At 57.2% G+C, this 14,854-nt stretch carries 11 protein-coding genes and 1 tRNA gene; all 12 read left to right on the forward strand.

Going from position 1 to position 14,854, the window contains the following annotated elements:
• The first annotated feature begins 177 nt into the window (after window positions 1-177).
• The 12 genes from WMO36_RS00435 (at window position 178) to WMO36_RS00490 (ending at window position 14,794) form a co-directional block, all read left to right on the forward strand.
• Window positions 178-1,995 carry an alpha-amylase family protein gene (locus WMO36_RS00435; RefSeq protein ID WP_099571004.1) on the forward strand — a complete coding sequence of 606 codons (1,818 nt, stop codon included), beginning with the start codon at window positions 178-180 and terminating at the stop codon, window positions 1,993-1,995.
• An 88-nt stretch (window positions 1,996-2,083) separates the two neighbouring features.
• Window positions 2,084-2,157 (forward strand) — tRNA-Gly (locus tag WMO36_RS00440).
• 151 nt (window positions 2,158-2,308) lie between these two features.
• A complete protein-coding gene (locus tag WMO36_RS00445; RefSeq protein WP_099571003.1) occupies window positions 2,309-2,983 on the forward strand; it encodes a hypothetical protein in 675 nt (224 codons plus the stop codon).
• A gap of 132 nt (window positions 2,984-3,115) precedes the next feature.
• Entirely contained in the window at window positions 3,116-3,385 is a 270-nt protein-coding gene (gene rpsO, locus WMO36_RS00450; protein ID WP_003807806.1) for a 30S ribosomal protein S15, read from the forward strand.
• A gap of 230 nt (window positions 3,386-3,615) precedes the next feature.
• Window positions 3,616-6,303 (forward strand): polyribonucleotide nucleotidyltransferase, encoded by a 2,688-nt coding sequence (locus WMO36_RS00455; RefSeq protein WP_099571002.1) that lies wholly within the window; start codon window positions 3,616-3,618, stop codon window positions 6,301-6,303.
• Window positions 6,304-6,493: 190 nt separating this feature from the next.
• Window positions 6,494-7,054 carry a LemA family protein gene (locus tag WMO36_RS00460; RefSeq protein ID WP_099571001.1) on the forward strand — a complete coding sequence of 187 codons (561 nt, stop codon included), beginning with the start codon at window positions 6,494-6,496 and terminating at the stop codon, window positions 7,052-7,054.
• A 111-nt stretch (window positions 7,055-7,165) separates the two neighbouring features.
• Window positions 7,166-9,379, forward strand: a complete 2,214-nt coding sequence (locus WMO36_RS00465; RefSeq protein ID WP_349076407.1) for a DUF2207 domain-containing protein — start codon at window positions 7,166-7,168, stop codon at window positions 9,377-9,379.
• Window positions 9,380-9,486: 107 nt separating this feature from the next.
• Window positions 9,487-10,350: an aldo/keto reductase gene (locus tag WMO36_RS00470; protein WP_099570999.1), complete on the forward strand. Its 864-nt coding sequence runs from the start codon at window positions 9,487-9,489 to the stop codon at window positions 10,348-10,350.
• A 161-nt stretch (window positions 10,351-10,511) separates the two neighbouring features.
• Window positions 10,512-12,050, forward strand: coding sequence for a peptidase U32 family protein (locus WMO36_RS00475; RefSeq protein WP_144165152.1), 1,539 nt, complete (start codon window positions 10,512-10,514; stop codon window positions 12,048-12,050).
• An 81-nt stretch (window positions 12,051-12,131) separates the two neighbouring features.
• Window positions 12,132-13,148, forward strand: coding sequence for a purine nucleoside phosphorylase YfiH/LACC1 family protein (locus tag WMO36_RS00480; protein WP_144170919.1), 1,017 nt, complete (start codon window positions 12,132-12,134; stop codon window positions 13,146-13,148).
• Between the two features lie 87 nt (window positions 13,149-13,235).
• Complete coding sequence (locus WMO36_RS00485) at window positions 13,236-14,063, forward strand: IspD/TarI family cytidylyltransferase (protein ID WP_099570996.1); 828 nt, start codon at window positions 13,236-13,238, stop codon at window positions 14,061-14,063.
• Between the two features lie 41 nt (window positions 14,064-14,104).
• Entirely contained in the window at window positions 14,105-14,794 is a 690-nt protein-coding gene (locus tag WMO36_RS00490; protein WP_099570995.1) for a pyroglutamyl-peptidase I, read from the forward strand.
• Window positions 14,795-14,854 lie beyond the last annotated feature (60 nt).

A 14,854-nucleotide genomic window follows, 5' to 3' on the forward strand; every position in this document is an offset into this window, starting at 1 on the left:
GGCAATCGCACAATAACCAGTAATTTCGTCAATCGATTGACATTGGTCGTCAAAACGCCTCGAACCGGTTTGATAAAACCGTTGATTCACGTTACACTTGTGCCAGCATCGCAGCAATGAAAGCAGTGAAACCCAATACTCATAACAACGAGGTTCCCTGAGAAGAGGAGTAGAGGAATGGCACGTTCCAAGTCCGACCAAGCGTTTGACGAGCGCATCGCGAAGAACAGCGAAGAACTGCGCGAACTATTGACGGATCTGTATGGGGAACAGGCCGAAGAAGCCTTCCAAAACCTCACCGAGTTGATGAAGGCGTCGCATGCGGCACGCCCCGCCGATCTGAAACGCCTCGACACCAAGCGTCTCGCCGATCCGGAATGGTACAAGCGCGGCAACATGTTCGGCATGACCATGTATACCGACCTATTCGCCGGAGATCTAAAGAAACTCGCAGGCAAGGTGCCGTACCTGAAAGAGCAGAAGCTCACGTATCTGCACCTTATGCCACTGCTGAAAATGCCGCATCCGCAGAACGACGGCGGTTATGCGGTGGAAGATTTCGACACCGTCGATCCGTCGCTCGGTACGAATGAAGACCTCGCGGCGCTCACCAAAAAACTGCGTGCGGCCGGCATCAGCCTGTGCCTCGACTTCGTGATGAACCACACCGCATCCAGCCATCGTTGGGCTAAGGCGGCCCAAGCGGGCGATCCGAAATATCAGGATTACTACTACTGCTACGACGACCGCACCATTCCCGACCAGTACGACGCCGTGGTGCCGGAAGTCTTCCCGGCCACTGCCCCCGGCAACTTCACCTGGAACGAACAGATGCACAAGTGGGTGCTCACCTCGTTCTACCCGTTCCAGTGGGATCTGAACTACCGCAACCCGAACGTGCTCGTGTCGGTGCTCTCCAGCGTGCTCGGCCTCGCCAACCTTGGCGTCGAAGTGTTCCGCATCGACGCGGTGCCTTACATCTGGAAGGAACTCGGCACCAACTGCCGTAACCTGCCGCAAGTGCACACCATCGTACGCATGTTGCGCATCGTGCTCGAATGCGTCTGCCCGGCAGTAGTGCTGAAGGGCGAAGTGGTGATGGCCCCCAAGGAGCTCGCCGCCTACTTCGGTACGCCGGAAAAGCCGGAGTGCCACATGCTCTACAACGTGTCGATCATGGTGAATCTGTGGAGTGCGCTTGCCAGTGGGGACGTGCGCCTACTCAAAGACCAGCTCGACAAGCTGAACGCGCTGCCGGAGAACTGCTGGTTCGTCAACTACCTGCGCTGTCATGACGACATCGGCTGGGGCTTGGACGAGCCGATGGAGGAGAGCCTCGGCATCGACCCGCTCAAGCACAAGGAATTCCTGTACCACTTCTACGAGGGCTCGGTGCCTGGCAGCTGGGCCATGGGCGAGCTGTACAACTACGACGAGGCGTCGAAGGATGCGCGCAGCTGCGGCACCACGGCCAGTCTGTGCGGTGTGGAACGCGCTCTGATCACGCATGACAAGCCGTTGCTCGACATTTCGATGAAACGCGATTTGATGATGCATTCCGCCATGTCGTTCCTGCGTGGCTTCCCCATGTTGAGCTGCGGCGACGAAATCGTGCAGCTCAACGGCTGGGAATACAAGGAAGATCCTGACCGCGTCGAGGATTCGCGTAATCTGCATCGCAGTCCCTTCAATTGGGAGAATGCGGCCAAGCGCAAGCAGACTGGCACCCTGCAGAAGCAGATGTGGGACGGATTGAAGAGCGTTCGTGAGATGCGCGACGATCCCGCTTTCGCGCCCGAAGCGTGGGTCACCACTTGGGACGCGCATAATGATGCGGTTCTTGCGGTGGTGCGCCATGTTGAAGGACGCACTGTTCTCGGATTGTTCAATTTCTCGTCCGCGCGTCAGATCGCACGTCTTGATTCGGATGGCGACATCGTGCTTCCCGCTGAGGTCGCGTTGGAACCGTACCAGGTTTGCGTGGTCGAAAAATAATTATTGCGATTTCGACTTGCGATTGTTGAGGGAATGTGTATAATAGCTCGAGTCGTTTCGTGTTGACTTCGGTCGGCATAGACGGTGCGCGGATGTAGCTCAATGGTAGAGCCTCAGTCTTCCAAACTGATTACGCGGGTTCGATTCCCGTCATCCGCTCCACACAATCGTTAGAGAAGAAGAAAGGCGTGCTTAATGGCACGCCTTTTGCATACCTGCCGTGCGATTGCTTCGACGACTGGGTATGCTGGACGTGTCGTGACAGCGGCGTGACGGTCGCAGCAGGCGGTAATCGCAATACAACGGAGCGGGTATGGCACAAACGCAAGGCAACAAGGTGACGGAAGTCGTCGACGGCGTGATCGAACAGGTCGACGTTTCCAAGCATCCGACGGCGTCCATTGAAGCGTCTGATCTTTCCTTGGCCGACATCGAGCGTCGTAAATCGCATCCGGCACACTGGGCGCTGTTCATCGCGCTGGTGCTGGTGGCTCTGATCGTGCCCTACTGGTGGGGACGTTTTCTCGCGGTCAAGGATGCGGCTTGGATTGTCGACAACCTCGGTTTCCTTGATCCCAAGGGTGTTGCGTTGATTTCGTGGACCGTCACCATCATGGCGATGACCGGCTTGGGATTGATGGTCGCCGATGTGAAGAAATGGCTGTGGGGTACGGTTTTTGTGGTGGGACTCGCCGCCGAGCAGTTCGTTGCCGGCATGTGCCTGCTGAGCTTCAACTTCTGGAACGCCACTTATGTGATGTATGGCGATTCCTCGGGGCTTGCCAACGCCGCGAATCTTGGCATTATCGCGGCCGGATGCGGTGTCGCCGTCTACGCGGTGCTGTGGGTTGGACTGCTGGTCTGCATCAAAAAGGAATCGAAATTCAATGTGCTTACGCGCAGTTGGGCGTCGTTTTTGCTGTTTTTCGTAATTGAGAGCATTTCGCTCGCGGTGGTGCTGTTCGGCGGGCTGCTGAACGTGGTCTGAAGCGTCGCTTGCGGCATGGTCTGATTTGGTCTGCCCCTCGTGTATGATTTCCCTTTGGCGTATTTCGCCCGCGGATAGAGAGCGCGTCGGTATTGGACCGGCAGCACCGCGCAGCAACATAAGGAGGATGCCGTGGCACTTACGGCTGAGGAAAAGCAGGAAATCATCAAGACTTACGCTACCCACGAGGGTGACACCGGCTCCCCGGAGGTCCAGGTTGCTCTGCTGACCAAGCGTATCGCTGATCTGACCGAGCACCTCAAGGAGCACAAGCATGATCACCACTCCCGTCGTGGTCTGCTGCTGATGGTCGGCGATCGTCGTCGTATGCTTGATTACCTCAAGCGCGTTGACATCAACCGTTACCGCTCCCTGATCGAGCGTCTGGGTCTGCGCCGATAGTTAAATTCTTTCGCCCGAATGCCTTCCTTGGCGTTCGGGCGTTTTTGCATGACAGCCGCGTTGAGGAAAAGACAGTTTGAAAGCCCAAGGTTTAGGGCGCATGAGGTCTAGAATCTAAAGATGAGGAAGCGACGAAGGTAACGTCGCGTCACGCATGCAGAAATCGGTTGGAGTCCGCTGAAGAGGACTGCCGATAGTTGGTAAAAGAAAAGAAAAAAAGGAGGAACCCTATGGAGGGTCCCGAAATCAAGGCTGTTGAAGCCGTAATCGATAATGGTTCATTCGGTAAGCGCACGTTGCGCTTCGAGACTGGTCGTCTCGCCCAGCAGGCGGATGGTGCCGTCGCCGCCTATCTTGACGATGATTCGATGATTCTGTCGACCACCACCGCCGGTTCCAGCCCGAAGGAGAACTACGACTTCTTCCCGCTTACCGTGGACGTGGAAGAGAAGATGTACGCCGCCGGCAAGATTCCGGGATCGTTCTTCCGCCGTGAAGGCCGCCCGAGCTCCGAAGCTATTCTCGCTTGCCGTATCATCGACCGACCGCTGCGCCCGCTGTTCCCGCACACGCTGCGCAACGAAGTGCAGGTTGTGGAAACCGTGCTCGCCGTCAACCCGGACGATGCTTACGATGTTATTGCTCTGAACGCTGCTTCCGCTTCCACCATGATTTCCGGTCTGCCGTTCGAGGGTCCGGTTTCCGGCGTTCGTCTGGCTCTGATCGACGGTCAGTGGGTCGCTTTCCCGCGTTGGAGCGAGCGTGAGCGCGCCGTGTTCGAAATCGTGGTTGCCGGCCGCGTGGTGGAGAACGGCGATGTTGCCATCGCTATGATCGAAGCTGGCGCAGGTAAGAACGCCTGGCACCTCATCTACGACGAAGGCCAGACCAAGCCGGACGAGGAAGTCGTTGCCGGTGGTCTTGAAGCCGCCAAGCCGTTCATCAAGGTGATCTGCGAGGCTCAGGCCGAACTCAAGAACATCGCTGCGAAGGAAACCAAGGAATTCCAGCTCTTCCCGGAGTACACCGAAGATCTGTACAACCGCATCGACGAAATCGCCCACGCTGATCTCGACGAGGCTCTCTCCATTGCCGAGAAGCTGCCGCGTCAGGATCGCATTCATGAGATCAAGGAAGGCGTCAAAGCCACTCTCGCCGGTGAATTCACCGACATGGACGATGCCGAAAAGGAAAAGGAGATCGGCAATGCGTTCAAGGAGCTGCAGCGCCAGATCGTGCGTCGCCGCATCCTAACCCAGGATTACCGCATCGACGGCCGTGGTCTGCGCGACATCCGCACCCTGTCCGCTGAAGTGGACATCGTTCCGCGCGTGCACGGTTCCGCACTGTTCCAGCGTGGCGAAACCCAGATTCTGGGCGTCACCACCCTGAACATGCTCAAGATGGAACAGCAGATCGACGCACTGTCCGGTCCGCAGTCCAAGCGTTACATGCACAACTATGAGATGCCGCCGTACTCCACCGGTGAGACCGGCCGTGTCGGCTCCCCGAAGCGTCGTGAAATCGGTCACGGTGCTCTGGCCGAGAAGGCTCTCGTGCCTGTGATGCCGAGCCGTGAAGAGTTCCCGTACGCCATCCGTCAGGTCTCCGAAGCCATTGGTTCCAACGGTTCCACCTCCATGGGTTCCGTGTGCGCCTCCACCCTGTCGTTGCTCGCCGCAGGCGTGCCGCTGAAGGCTCCGGTTGCCGGCATCGCCATGGGCCTCGTGTCCGGTGATGTTGACGGCCAGCACATCTTCAAGACCCTGACCGATATTCTCGGTGCCGAAGACGCATTCGGCGATATGGACTTCAAGGTCGCAGGCACTTCCGAATTCATCACCGCCCTGCAGCTTGACACCAAGCTCGACGGCATTCCGGCAGACATTCTTGCCTCCGCTCTGCAGCAGGCCAAGGAAGCCCGCACCACCATTCTCGAAGTCATCAACGAGTGCATCGACGGCCCGGCCGAGATGAGCCCGTATGCTCCGCGCATCATCACCACCACCGTTCCGGTCGACAAGATCGGCGAGGTCATCGGCCCGAAGGGCAAGATGATCAACCAGATCCAGGAAGAGACCGGTGCGGAAATCGCCATTGAAGATGACGGTACCGTGTTCATCTCCTCCGAGGGTGGCGACGGCGCTGAAAAGGCCAAGCAGATCATCGACCAGATTGCCAACCCGCACGTTCCTGAAGCCGGCGAAACCTACAACGGTAAGGTTGTGAAGACCACCTCCTTCGGTGCCTTCGTGAACCTGACCCCGGGCACCGACGGCCTGCTGCACATCTCCCAGATCCGTAATCTGGCCAACGGCGAGCGTATCGACGCCGTCGAAGACGTGCTCAAGGAAGGCGACACCGTTGAGGTGGTCGTGCAGGGCGTTGACGATCGTGGCAAGATCTCCCTGGCCATTCCGGGCTACGAAGATCAGGAATCTTCCGCTCCGCGTCGTGAGCGTTCCGATCGCGATGACCGTCGCGGCAGCCGTGGCCGTCGCGATGACCGTCGCGATGACCGTCGTGATGACCGTCGTTCCGATCGTGACGATCGTGATTATGATGATCGTCCGCGTCGTCGTCGTTCCGATCGTGACGATGACCGCGACTACGATGATCGTCCGCGCCGTCGTCGTTCCGACCGCGATGACCGTGATTATGATCGTGATGACCGTCGTTCCGATCGTGACGATCGTGATTATGATGATCGTCCGCGTCGCCGTCGTTCCGATCGTGACGATCGTGATTATGATCGTGATGATCGTCGTTCCGACCGTCGCCGCAGCAGCCGCCGCGACGACCGCAATCCGCGTTACGCAGCCGATGAGAACTACGACGAGTACCGTGCCGATCGCGAAGAGCGTTCTGAGCGTCCTCGCCGCCGCGTCCGCCGCGACTTCGATCCGTTCGAAGACTGACGTCCTCAAGAGGATCCCTCGCAGCATAACTGCATAACTGATTGACTGAAGTGCCCTGTGCCGAAAGGTGCGGGGCACTTTTCGTTTCGTGCAGAATGTATGAAAATGAGATACGGGGGCAGGGGTTTTGTCATAACATGCCTAGGTGCATGCAAGAATGGTTTGAAGAGTCATTAACGAAGGAGTCATCATGGTCGTTGGCATCATCATTGCCGTCGTCGTTGTTCTCATCGTGCTTTGGGCCGTTAGCGCCTACAACGGGCTGGTCACACTGCGCAATCGTGTGAAGAACGGCTGGGCGCAGATCGATGTGCAGCTCAAGCAGCGTGCCGATCTTATTCCGAATCTGGTGGAAACGGTCAAAGGTTATGCGGCCCACGAATCCCAAGTGTTCACGCAGGTCACGCAGGCCCGTGCCGGCGTGGTGCAGGCCGCGCAAAGCGGTGACGTGGCGCAGCGCATCGCCGCGGAAAACCAGCTGAGCCGCGCGCTCATGAATCTGCAGGTTGTATCCGAAAACTATCCGCAGCTGCAAGCAAATACGAATTTCATGGATCTGCAGAGTCAGCTGAAATCGTTGGAAGAGAAAATCGCTTACGCACGCCAGTTCTACAACGATGTCGTGCAGAAGTACAATACCCGGATTGAAGTCGTGCCAACCAACATCATCGCAGGACTGTTCCATTTCGAACAGGCCCCCTACTTCCAGGTGGACGAAGCGGATCGTCAGGTTCCGCAAGTCAAGTTCTGACATGCACGTAAAGCCCCGTCCGATAACGATGGGGTTTTACTGTTCAGTTCGACTTGTACGGCCGTCTGTTGTACGGACATCTGAGAGAAGAAGGAATGAGAAAGAGGGATCATGGCGGCCAAACAATACGCATCACGAGGAGTGCGCAGCGTTTTTATCGCGATTGCCGCCACCATCGGCGTTGTGGCGATCATGTTGCTGGCAATAGCGCTGGATGATGGCAGCGCCGACTTAAGCTACAAAACGCTCGACTACGATGTGCAGGTGCAAAGCAATGGCGATTTGAAGGTCACCCAGCATATCGACATGAAACTCGCTGACCGCAGCGATGACGACGGCGATCATCCGTGGAAGCAGCTGTACCAGCAGTACATGCTGAAGGAAAGCGATCTGACCAATATCACCGATATCAGTGTGCGCAATGCGACAACGGGGGAAACCTATCAGCAGGGCGATATCGCAATCCCAAGCAGCTACAGCACCGGCGAATGGAATCAAGAACATGCGAAGCAGTGGTATATCGCCGATGTTTCGCAAGGTGACAGCAATCCGCAACCGTTCGATCCAGCAAAAGACGGTCTTGTTGCCGGCAATACCGACGATCGTTCCAAGAAGATCGAAATCGGATGGAACATTCCCGTCACCACGTCGGCAAGCAGCATGAAATTCGACATCACCATGACCATGCAGGGCGTGACCACCGCCTATCAAGACGTGGCCACGTTCCAATGGGAGCCGTTCGGCGCGAACAATCAGATTCCCATCGGCAAAGTCACCGGCACCATCACGTTCCCGAACGACATCACAGCAGATAATTCATGGGCTTGGCTGCACACCGAACGCACGTCAACCACTGAACGTGGTGATAAAGGGTCGTTGCAGTTCACCGTGCACGACGTTCGTGCCGGCGACTATGTTGACGTGGTCGCCATGTTCGATGTCGATGCGACCAGCGGTGTGGCACGCACTCGTGATACCACCATCAAAAACGGCATCATGAAAAGCGAGGCCCGACAGGAGCGGCAGTGGCGTGATCAGCAGCGCAAAAAAGCGCGTATCCGCTTGATCACGTGGATCGCCATCGCTGTGATCGGCCTGGTGTTGTGTGTGATCGCCGTTGCGCTTGCATTGCGCAGTTTCAATCGTTCGCAATACCACGGTGACATCGAGTATTGGCGTGACGAGCCGGAAATGAGTCCTGCCAGTGCTGCGGAGTTGCTGCATATGGTCGCCGACAAGCATTCGAAGACATTGTCGAGCAGAAAAATGTCGGCTTCCGTGCTCTCGCTCGCTTCGCGTGGAGCGATCGCCATCTACCCGGGTGTGGCCGCCATGTATCAGGGCATTGATATGAGCCAAGCGAACAATGCCGATATTGCACGGCTGATCGCCAACGATCCCGCTCGAACCCGCGATGTGGGCAAAACCAGCACGGTGGTGATACTTCCCGTGGTGTTTGACAACGTGCAATCGTTGCGGTTGTGCCCGAGCGAGCAGGCTGCGCTCGACTTGCTGGTGACGGCGTCCGAACGCATCGGCTCTCCGGTGTTCGATTTGGATCAGATGAACGAGAATTTCTCCGATTGGGAGAACGGTTACAAGCTTCAGGAGAAGTTCACGAATACGTGCGACAATGAATTCGCCATGCTGGGTGCCACGTCGATATGCGGTGGGGGAGCGTTTGCCGCGGGCATTTGCGCTGTGATGCTGGCATTCCTGTCCATGCTGTATTTCGGAGCCATCGGCAATCTTGCGTTGCTCGCGGTAATTTCCGTGCCGATGATGTTCGCATCCGTGTTTGCGTTGAGCTACCTCAAATTGAAGGGGCTTACCGATAATGGGCAGTATCTTGCTGGCCAGGTGCTCGGATTGAAGCATTATATGGAGGATTTCAGTGAATTCAAGGATCGCGGTGTGGCCGATATGACGTTGTGGGGCCGGTACATGGTGTATGCCACCGCGTTCGGCATTTCCGAAAAGGCGATGAAGCAGATGTTGAAGGCGTATCCGCAATTGGCTGATCCGAATTGGCTTGATGCCAACGCTTCCGATTCGTTGCTCTACTGGAGTTACCGTTCATGGTATTTCAACCATCGTTACGCCGGTCCTGCTTCGGTTGAGACGAATTCGATGGATTTCTCGCAATTCAGCGCCAATTTTGGTGATATTGGCGCGCAGTTGGAATCAGGTTTCGCGGATATTCAATCGACGATTTCGGCGGCGTCTCCGTCCGGAAGTTTCAATGGTTCCGGCGGCAGTTTCTCCGGTGGCGGTTTCGGCGGTTCGTCCGGCGGTTCCGGTGGCGGTAGCTTCGGCGGTCGCTGACCTGCGGCATTACGCGCATGTTTGGTGGGTTTGCTGTCTGCTGAGGCGAGTCGGCTGGTAAGGTTGCATTCGGAAAGACACTCTGTACGTTGTTGAAGGAGATCGGGATGGCTTTGTTCCGTAATCTTGGACCGTTCCACACCACGGCCATCGGCCATGGCGAAATGCCATTGACCATTGAAAACAATCGTGGTCACGATGTCGGTATCGAAACATTGCACGCCTCGTTGGATGCCGGATGCCGTCACATCGACACCGCTTGGGCGTACTACACGCCGGGCGAAGAGGAACAGACCGGCGAAAAGCTGGTGCGTGAGGCGCTTGACTCGTGGAAGGGCCCGCGTGAGGAAGTCACCGTGGCCACCAAGGTGGGCTTGCGCCGCGCTTGGGAGGGTGACAAGCCGGTTTGGCCACGAGACGGCAAGCCGGAGCATCTGATCGAATACGGCAAGCAGTCCGCGATGGCGCTTGGCGTTGACAGCATCGATCTGCTTTACCTGCACCGTCATGATCCGGAAGTGCCGTACAACGAGTCCTGCGAAGGCATCAAGGCGTTGCTCGATCAGGGTGTGGCCCAGTGGGCGGGCGTTTCCAACGTGAGCATCGAACAGTTGAAGATCGCGCAGGAGATCCTCGGTGACAAGCTTGTGGCCGTGCAGAACCAGTATTCTCCGATTCATCTGGACACCCAGGACACGCTTGACTATTGCGCCGAGCAGGGTCTGGCATTCGTGTGCTGGAGTCCGTTGGGCGGTTATCGTCACCCGTATGACGAGCACCTGTTCGATCCGTTCCGCGAGGTGGCTGAAGCCCGTGGCGTGAGCTATCAGCGTGTGGTGCTCGCTTGGGAGCTGGCCAAGGGCGACCATATGTTCGTGATTCCCGGCGCTCACCGACCGGAAACCATTCTTGATTCCCTCAAGGCCGACGAGCTTGAACTCACCGAAGAGGAACTTGCCAAACTCGGCTGAGTGCCATATTCGCAACGATTTGCATAAAGGCGTCCGTCTTATCGATGGACGCCTTTGTTTTCCGCATGTGTTTTTCCATGCATGTATTTCCCGGATGCGGCAGAAGTGTCCCGTGAATAGTTGAGAATATAGAGCGACAAAATCGAGCAAGAGGAACAAGCGTGCAAAGAAGAAACAAGCCTGAAGTATTGGCTCCAGCAGGCAATCTGCGAGGACTGAAAACCGCCGTCGATTACGGTGCGGACGCCGTTTATTGCGGGGGCAAGGCGTTTGGCATGCGTTCGGCGCCGAAGAACCTGAGCTTGGAGGATTTCGAGGAAGGTTCCCGTTACGCGCATGAGCGTGGCGCTCGCGTGTACGTGACCTGCAATGTGCTTCCACGCAACAATGAAGTCGAAGCGATGCGCGAATACATTGGCCAGCTCAAAGACACCGGCGTGGATGCGCTGATCGTTTCCGACATTGGCGTGATGCTTATGGCTCGTGAAGTGGCGCCGAATCTGGAACTGCATGTGAGTACACAGGCCGGGGTCACCAACTATCAGGCGGCGAACGCCTTCTACCAGCTGGGCGCACGCCGTGTGGTGCTTGCCCGCGAAATGGATCTGCAGGCCGTGCGAGACATTCGCGCACGCATTCCCGACGATCTTGACATCGAATGCTTCGTGCATGGCGCGATGTGCATGGCGTTCTCCGGTCGTTGTCTGTTCTCCAACTATCTGACCGGACGTGACGGCAATCATGGTGAATGTGCGCAACCGTGCCGCTGGAAGTATTCCATCGTCGAAGAAAAGCGACCCGGCCAGTATTTTCCGATAGAACAGACCAAGGAAGGCGCGTATCTGTTCAATTCGCAGGATATGAACATGCTTGCGCATATCGACGATCTGCTTGATTCGGGCGCTACCAGTCTGAAAATCGAAGGTCGTTCCAAGAGTGCCTACTATATTGCGGCGATGACGAACGCTTACAAGACCGCCGTTGACGCTTATATGGTGCAGCGCGGTTTTGAAGACGAGGATGGCACTGTGCTGAAGCCGTTCCACGATCGTGTGATTCGTCCGTCCGATCCGGATTACGGCAAGCCGGAAATCACGGATTCGATTATGGAACATGCGGATGGCGCGTTCGCGGGGAAGCCGGATATTGCAGCCGTTCCTATTACGTCTGCTGGCGAACCCGATGATCTGAGCTATCACGCCCGCAGTACAAGGCGTAAGTCGAACACGGCTGCCGAAATTCTGCCGAAAGGCTGGTATCACGCCGGAGTGCGCCCCGCGGAGCATGTGTCTTTGCCTGACTGGCTGCTGGACGAGCCAGACAAGGTGGCACACCGCGACTATTCCACCGGCTTCTATTATCCGGAACACAAAGTGCAGCAAAGCACCGATCGTTCCGCGTATTTCCGCGCATGGCTGGTGGTCGGCGAAGTGCTTTCGTGGAGTCCGGAAGACGGCGGTCGCGTGACCATTATGAGCCGTAACAAGATCGAAGCCGGCCAGGAGGTTGAATTCGTGCTTCCGGGTGCGGCGCCGCTCGCTTATACCATTCCGGCCGGCGGATTCCGCGACGCGGAAGGTCACTGGGTTGAAGCCATCAACAATCCGGCGCATGTGTTCTCCATGCCATGTCCGCAGGAAGTGCCGGTGAACGCTGCCATCCGATCGCGCACCAAAAAGCCGACGCTCAAAGCGGAATAATTGCGAAAAATATCGTGTAGACGCAGAAAATCATCAGAAATTAGTTGAAATAATCGTAGAACAATCAAGGAAAACAGAAAAATGACCGACAAGCAGTATGATGACGCGATTCTTGACAGCAATGCGATCGACCCGACCGACGTGGACGGCAATCCGATTCCGGTGACCATTCCGATCATGCTTGCGCCGGGCGTCAAAGTCGTGTACACCACGCGACTTGGCGGTACCAGCGAAGGCGACTATGCGCACTGCAATCTCGGTGGTAAAAGCGGCGATGATCCGAACCATGTGCTCGCCAATCGCGTGGCGCTCTCCAATGCCATCAATGCGAAACTGAGCTTGGTCAGCCAGGTGCATTCCGGCATTGCCGTCGATGTGGACGAATCGTTCGTAATGAACCGTCCGTTCGGCTTCGACGTGTCCGGCAGCAAGGGTGAAAACGCCCAGCAGATGACCGAAACCGCGGATGAGCCGGCAGTGGTCGAGGCCGACGGCCAGGTGACCGCGCAGAAGAACGTGGCGCTCGGCATGTTCGCGGCCGACTGCCTGCCGGTGCTCATGGCCGATGCGGAAGCCGGTGTGATCGGTGCCGCGCATTGCGGTCGTCGTGGCCTGCAGAACGGTGTGATCGGCGCCACCATCGAGAAGATGGTGGCCAAGGGAGCCAAGCCGGAACGTATTGTCGCCACGCTCGGTCCGTGCATCTGCGGCGACTGCTACGAGGTTGGCGGAGACATTGCCGACGAATTCGACGCGCAGTTCCCGGGAACCTTCACACTGAGCCGTTTCGGCCAGCCGGGCATCGATATTGCGGCCGCTGCGCTACAGGAGCTTGCCAAGGCCGGAATTCCAGCCGACAATGTCATGTCTTCTCGCCCCCGCGTCAACGCGGCCACCCAGTATCTTTCCGAAGATGAGGAATTGGCGGAAATCTGCCAATCCGATGGCGAAGGTGAACCGCAGCTCGCGGAACGTTTTAAGAAAATCCGCCGTAGCCTGTGCACGCTGGAAAATCCGCTCTGGTTCTCGCATCGCCGTGCCACCATCGCAGGCAAAGCTCACGAAGGCCGTATGCTTGCGCTGATCGTACGCGAATAGTGGGAGAGCGACGCGCTGTTGCGGATTGCGTGCAGAACGTGAGGCAAAGCGCGTTGCAAACCGATTCGGGGGTTTACGGTGGGATGTATGAGTGAGAGAGAGCAGATGCAGGAACAGAAGATGCCGGTTGTGGCCGTGGTGTTGGCGGCCGGTTTCGGCACGCGATTCGATGAGAACAATCCCAAACAGTTGGTCTCGGTGGAAGATAAACCGATCGTCTGCTGGAGCATTGAGGCGTTCGAGTGCAACGATCGCGTGAGCGACATCATCGTCGTGGTCAACGAGCGTGTCGGCAACATGGTGAACATGCTGATCGACGAAGCCGGCTATACCAAGGTACGTGCGGTGATTCCGGGTGGCTCCGAGCGTGTGGACAGCACCCGCGCCGCGCTTGACCTGCTCAAGCAGGCGGGCATTCCCGATGGTGCGAAGATCCTCATCCACGATTCCGTGCGACCGTTCGTCGAACAGCAATCCATCGACGGCTGCATCGACAGTCTCGATCAGTTCAACGCGGCGACCGTGGCATACGCGTCCACCGACACGATTCTGCTGACCGAAGATCTTGGAGAGCGTAAGGTGGTGCGCTCCGTGCCCGATCGTACGAACGCATTCCGCGCGCAAACTCCGCAGGCCTTCCGTTTCGGCACCATTACCAAGGCTTACGAGCTTGCCACCGCCGATCCGGACTTCCACCCGACCGACGACACCCGCGTGGTGGTGGACTATCTGCCAAACGAGCCGGTCGCCATTGTCGCCGGATCCGAAACGAATCTCAAAATCACCACACAGGCCGACATGCCGATCGCCGAGAACATCGCGCGCAGCCTCGACCCGGAACACGCCAAACAAGAAGCGAAAGCACGCATGCACGCGGTGTTCGCCGAAGCGTTCTCGCAAATGCATAAGCACTGATCGTAAACGAACCTACCTTTCGACCACGTACACTGGAACACATGCAGCAGATCAACATCGTCATCTCAGGTTTCACCCCGTACGACGGCATCGACGTGAATCCGGCCGTACTTGTTCCTGCGGCGCTCGCCGAATATTGGAATGATCCATCTCAATCCGTGGCGTTGTCCGACGATCTTCTGCAGGATGTTTCCATTAGCGTGACGACGGTGACACTTCCGGTCAGTTTCGCCAACGCCTGGCCCATGCTGTTGAACGCCATCGAACAGGCGAATCCTGACATTGTTATCGCCACCGGTTTGAAGCGTTCTGCCCGTGGCGTGCTGTTGGAACGATGCGCCACGAATCTGATGGACGCGGCCAAGCCTGACGCCGACAATGTGATTCCGCCTCGCCGTCCGATCAATCCGGAAGGCCCGGCTGCATATTGGACGCGTTTGCCGTTGCGTTCGATTCTGCGCGATTTCGCCAAACATGAGATTCCCGCCGCATTGAGCTCGGATGCGGGCACGTTCGTCTGCAATTCGCTGTTCTACCATCTGCTTGACTGGTCGGCAGCGCAGGAAAAGCGCATTCTGTCGGGTTTCGTAAGCCTGCCGATCGTCAACGAGCAGCCGCATCCGCAACATGGACTGTCGATTGCGCAGCAAATCACCGCAGGCAACGATGTGATCCGCGAATCGGTGCGTTATTTTCTGCAGCCATCCTCAAGTGAGATCCTGCTCGGCTGAACGGCGTCGGCGTTTCCTCGAACGATTTCTGTGCTCTCTGTGAGAATTATGCAACTGCCG

It is taken from the genome of Bifidobacterium hominis, from assembly GCF_040095915.1.
GTDB classification, from domain to species: Bacteria; Actinomycetota; Actinomycetes; order Actinomycetales; family Bifidobacteriaceae; genus Bifidobacterium; species Bifidobacterium hominis.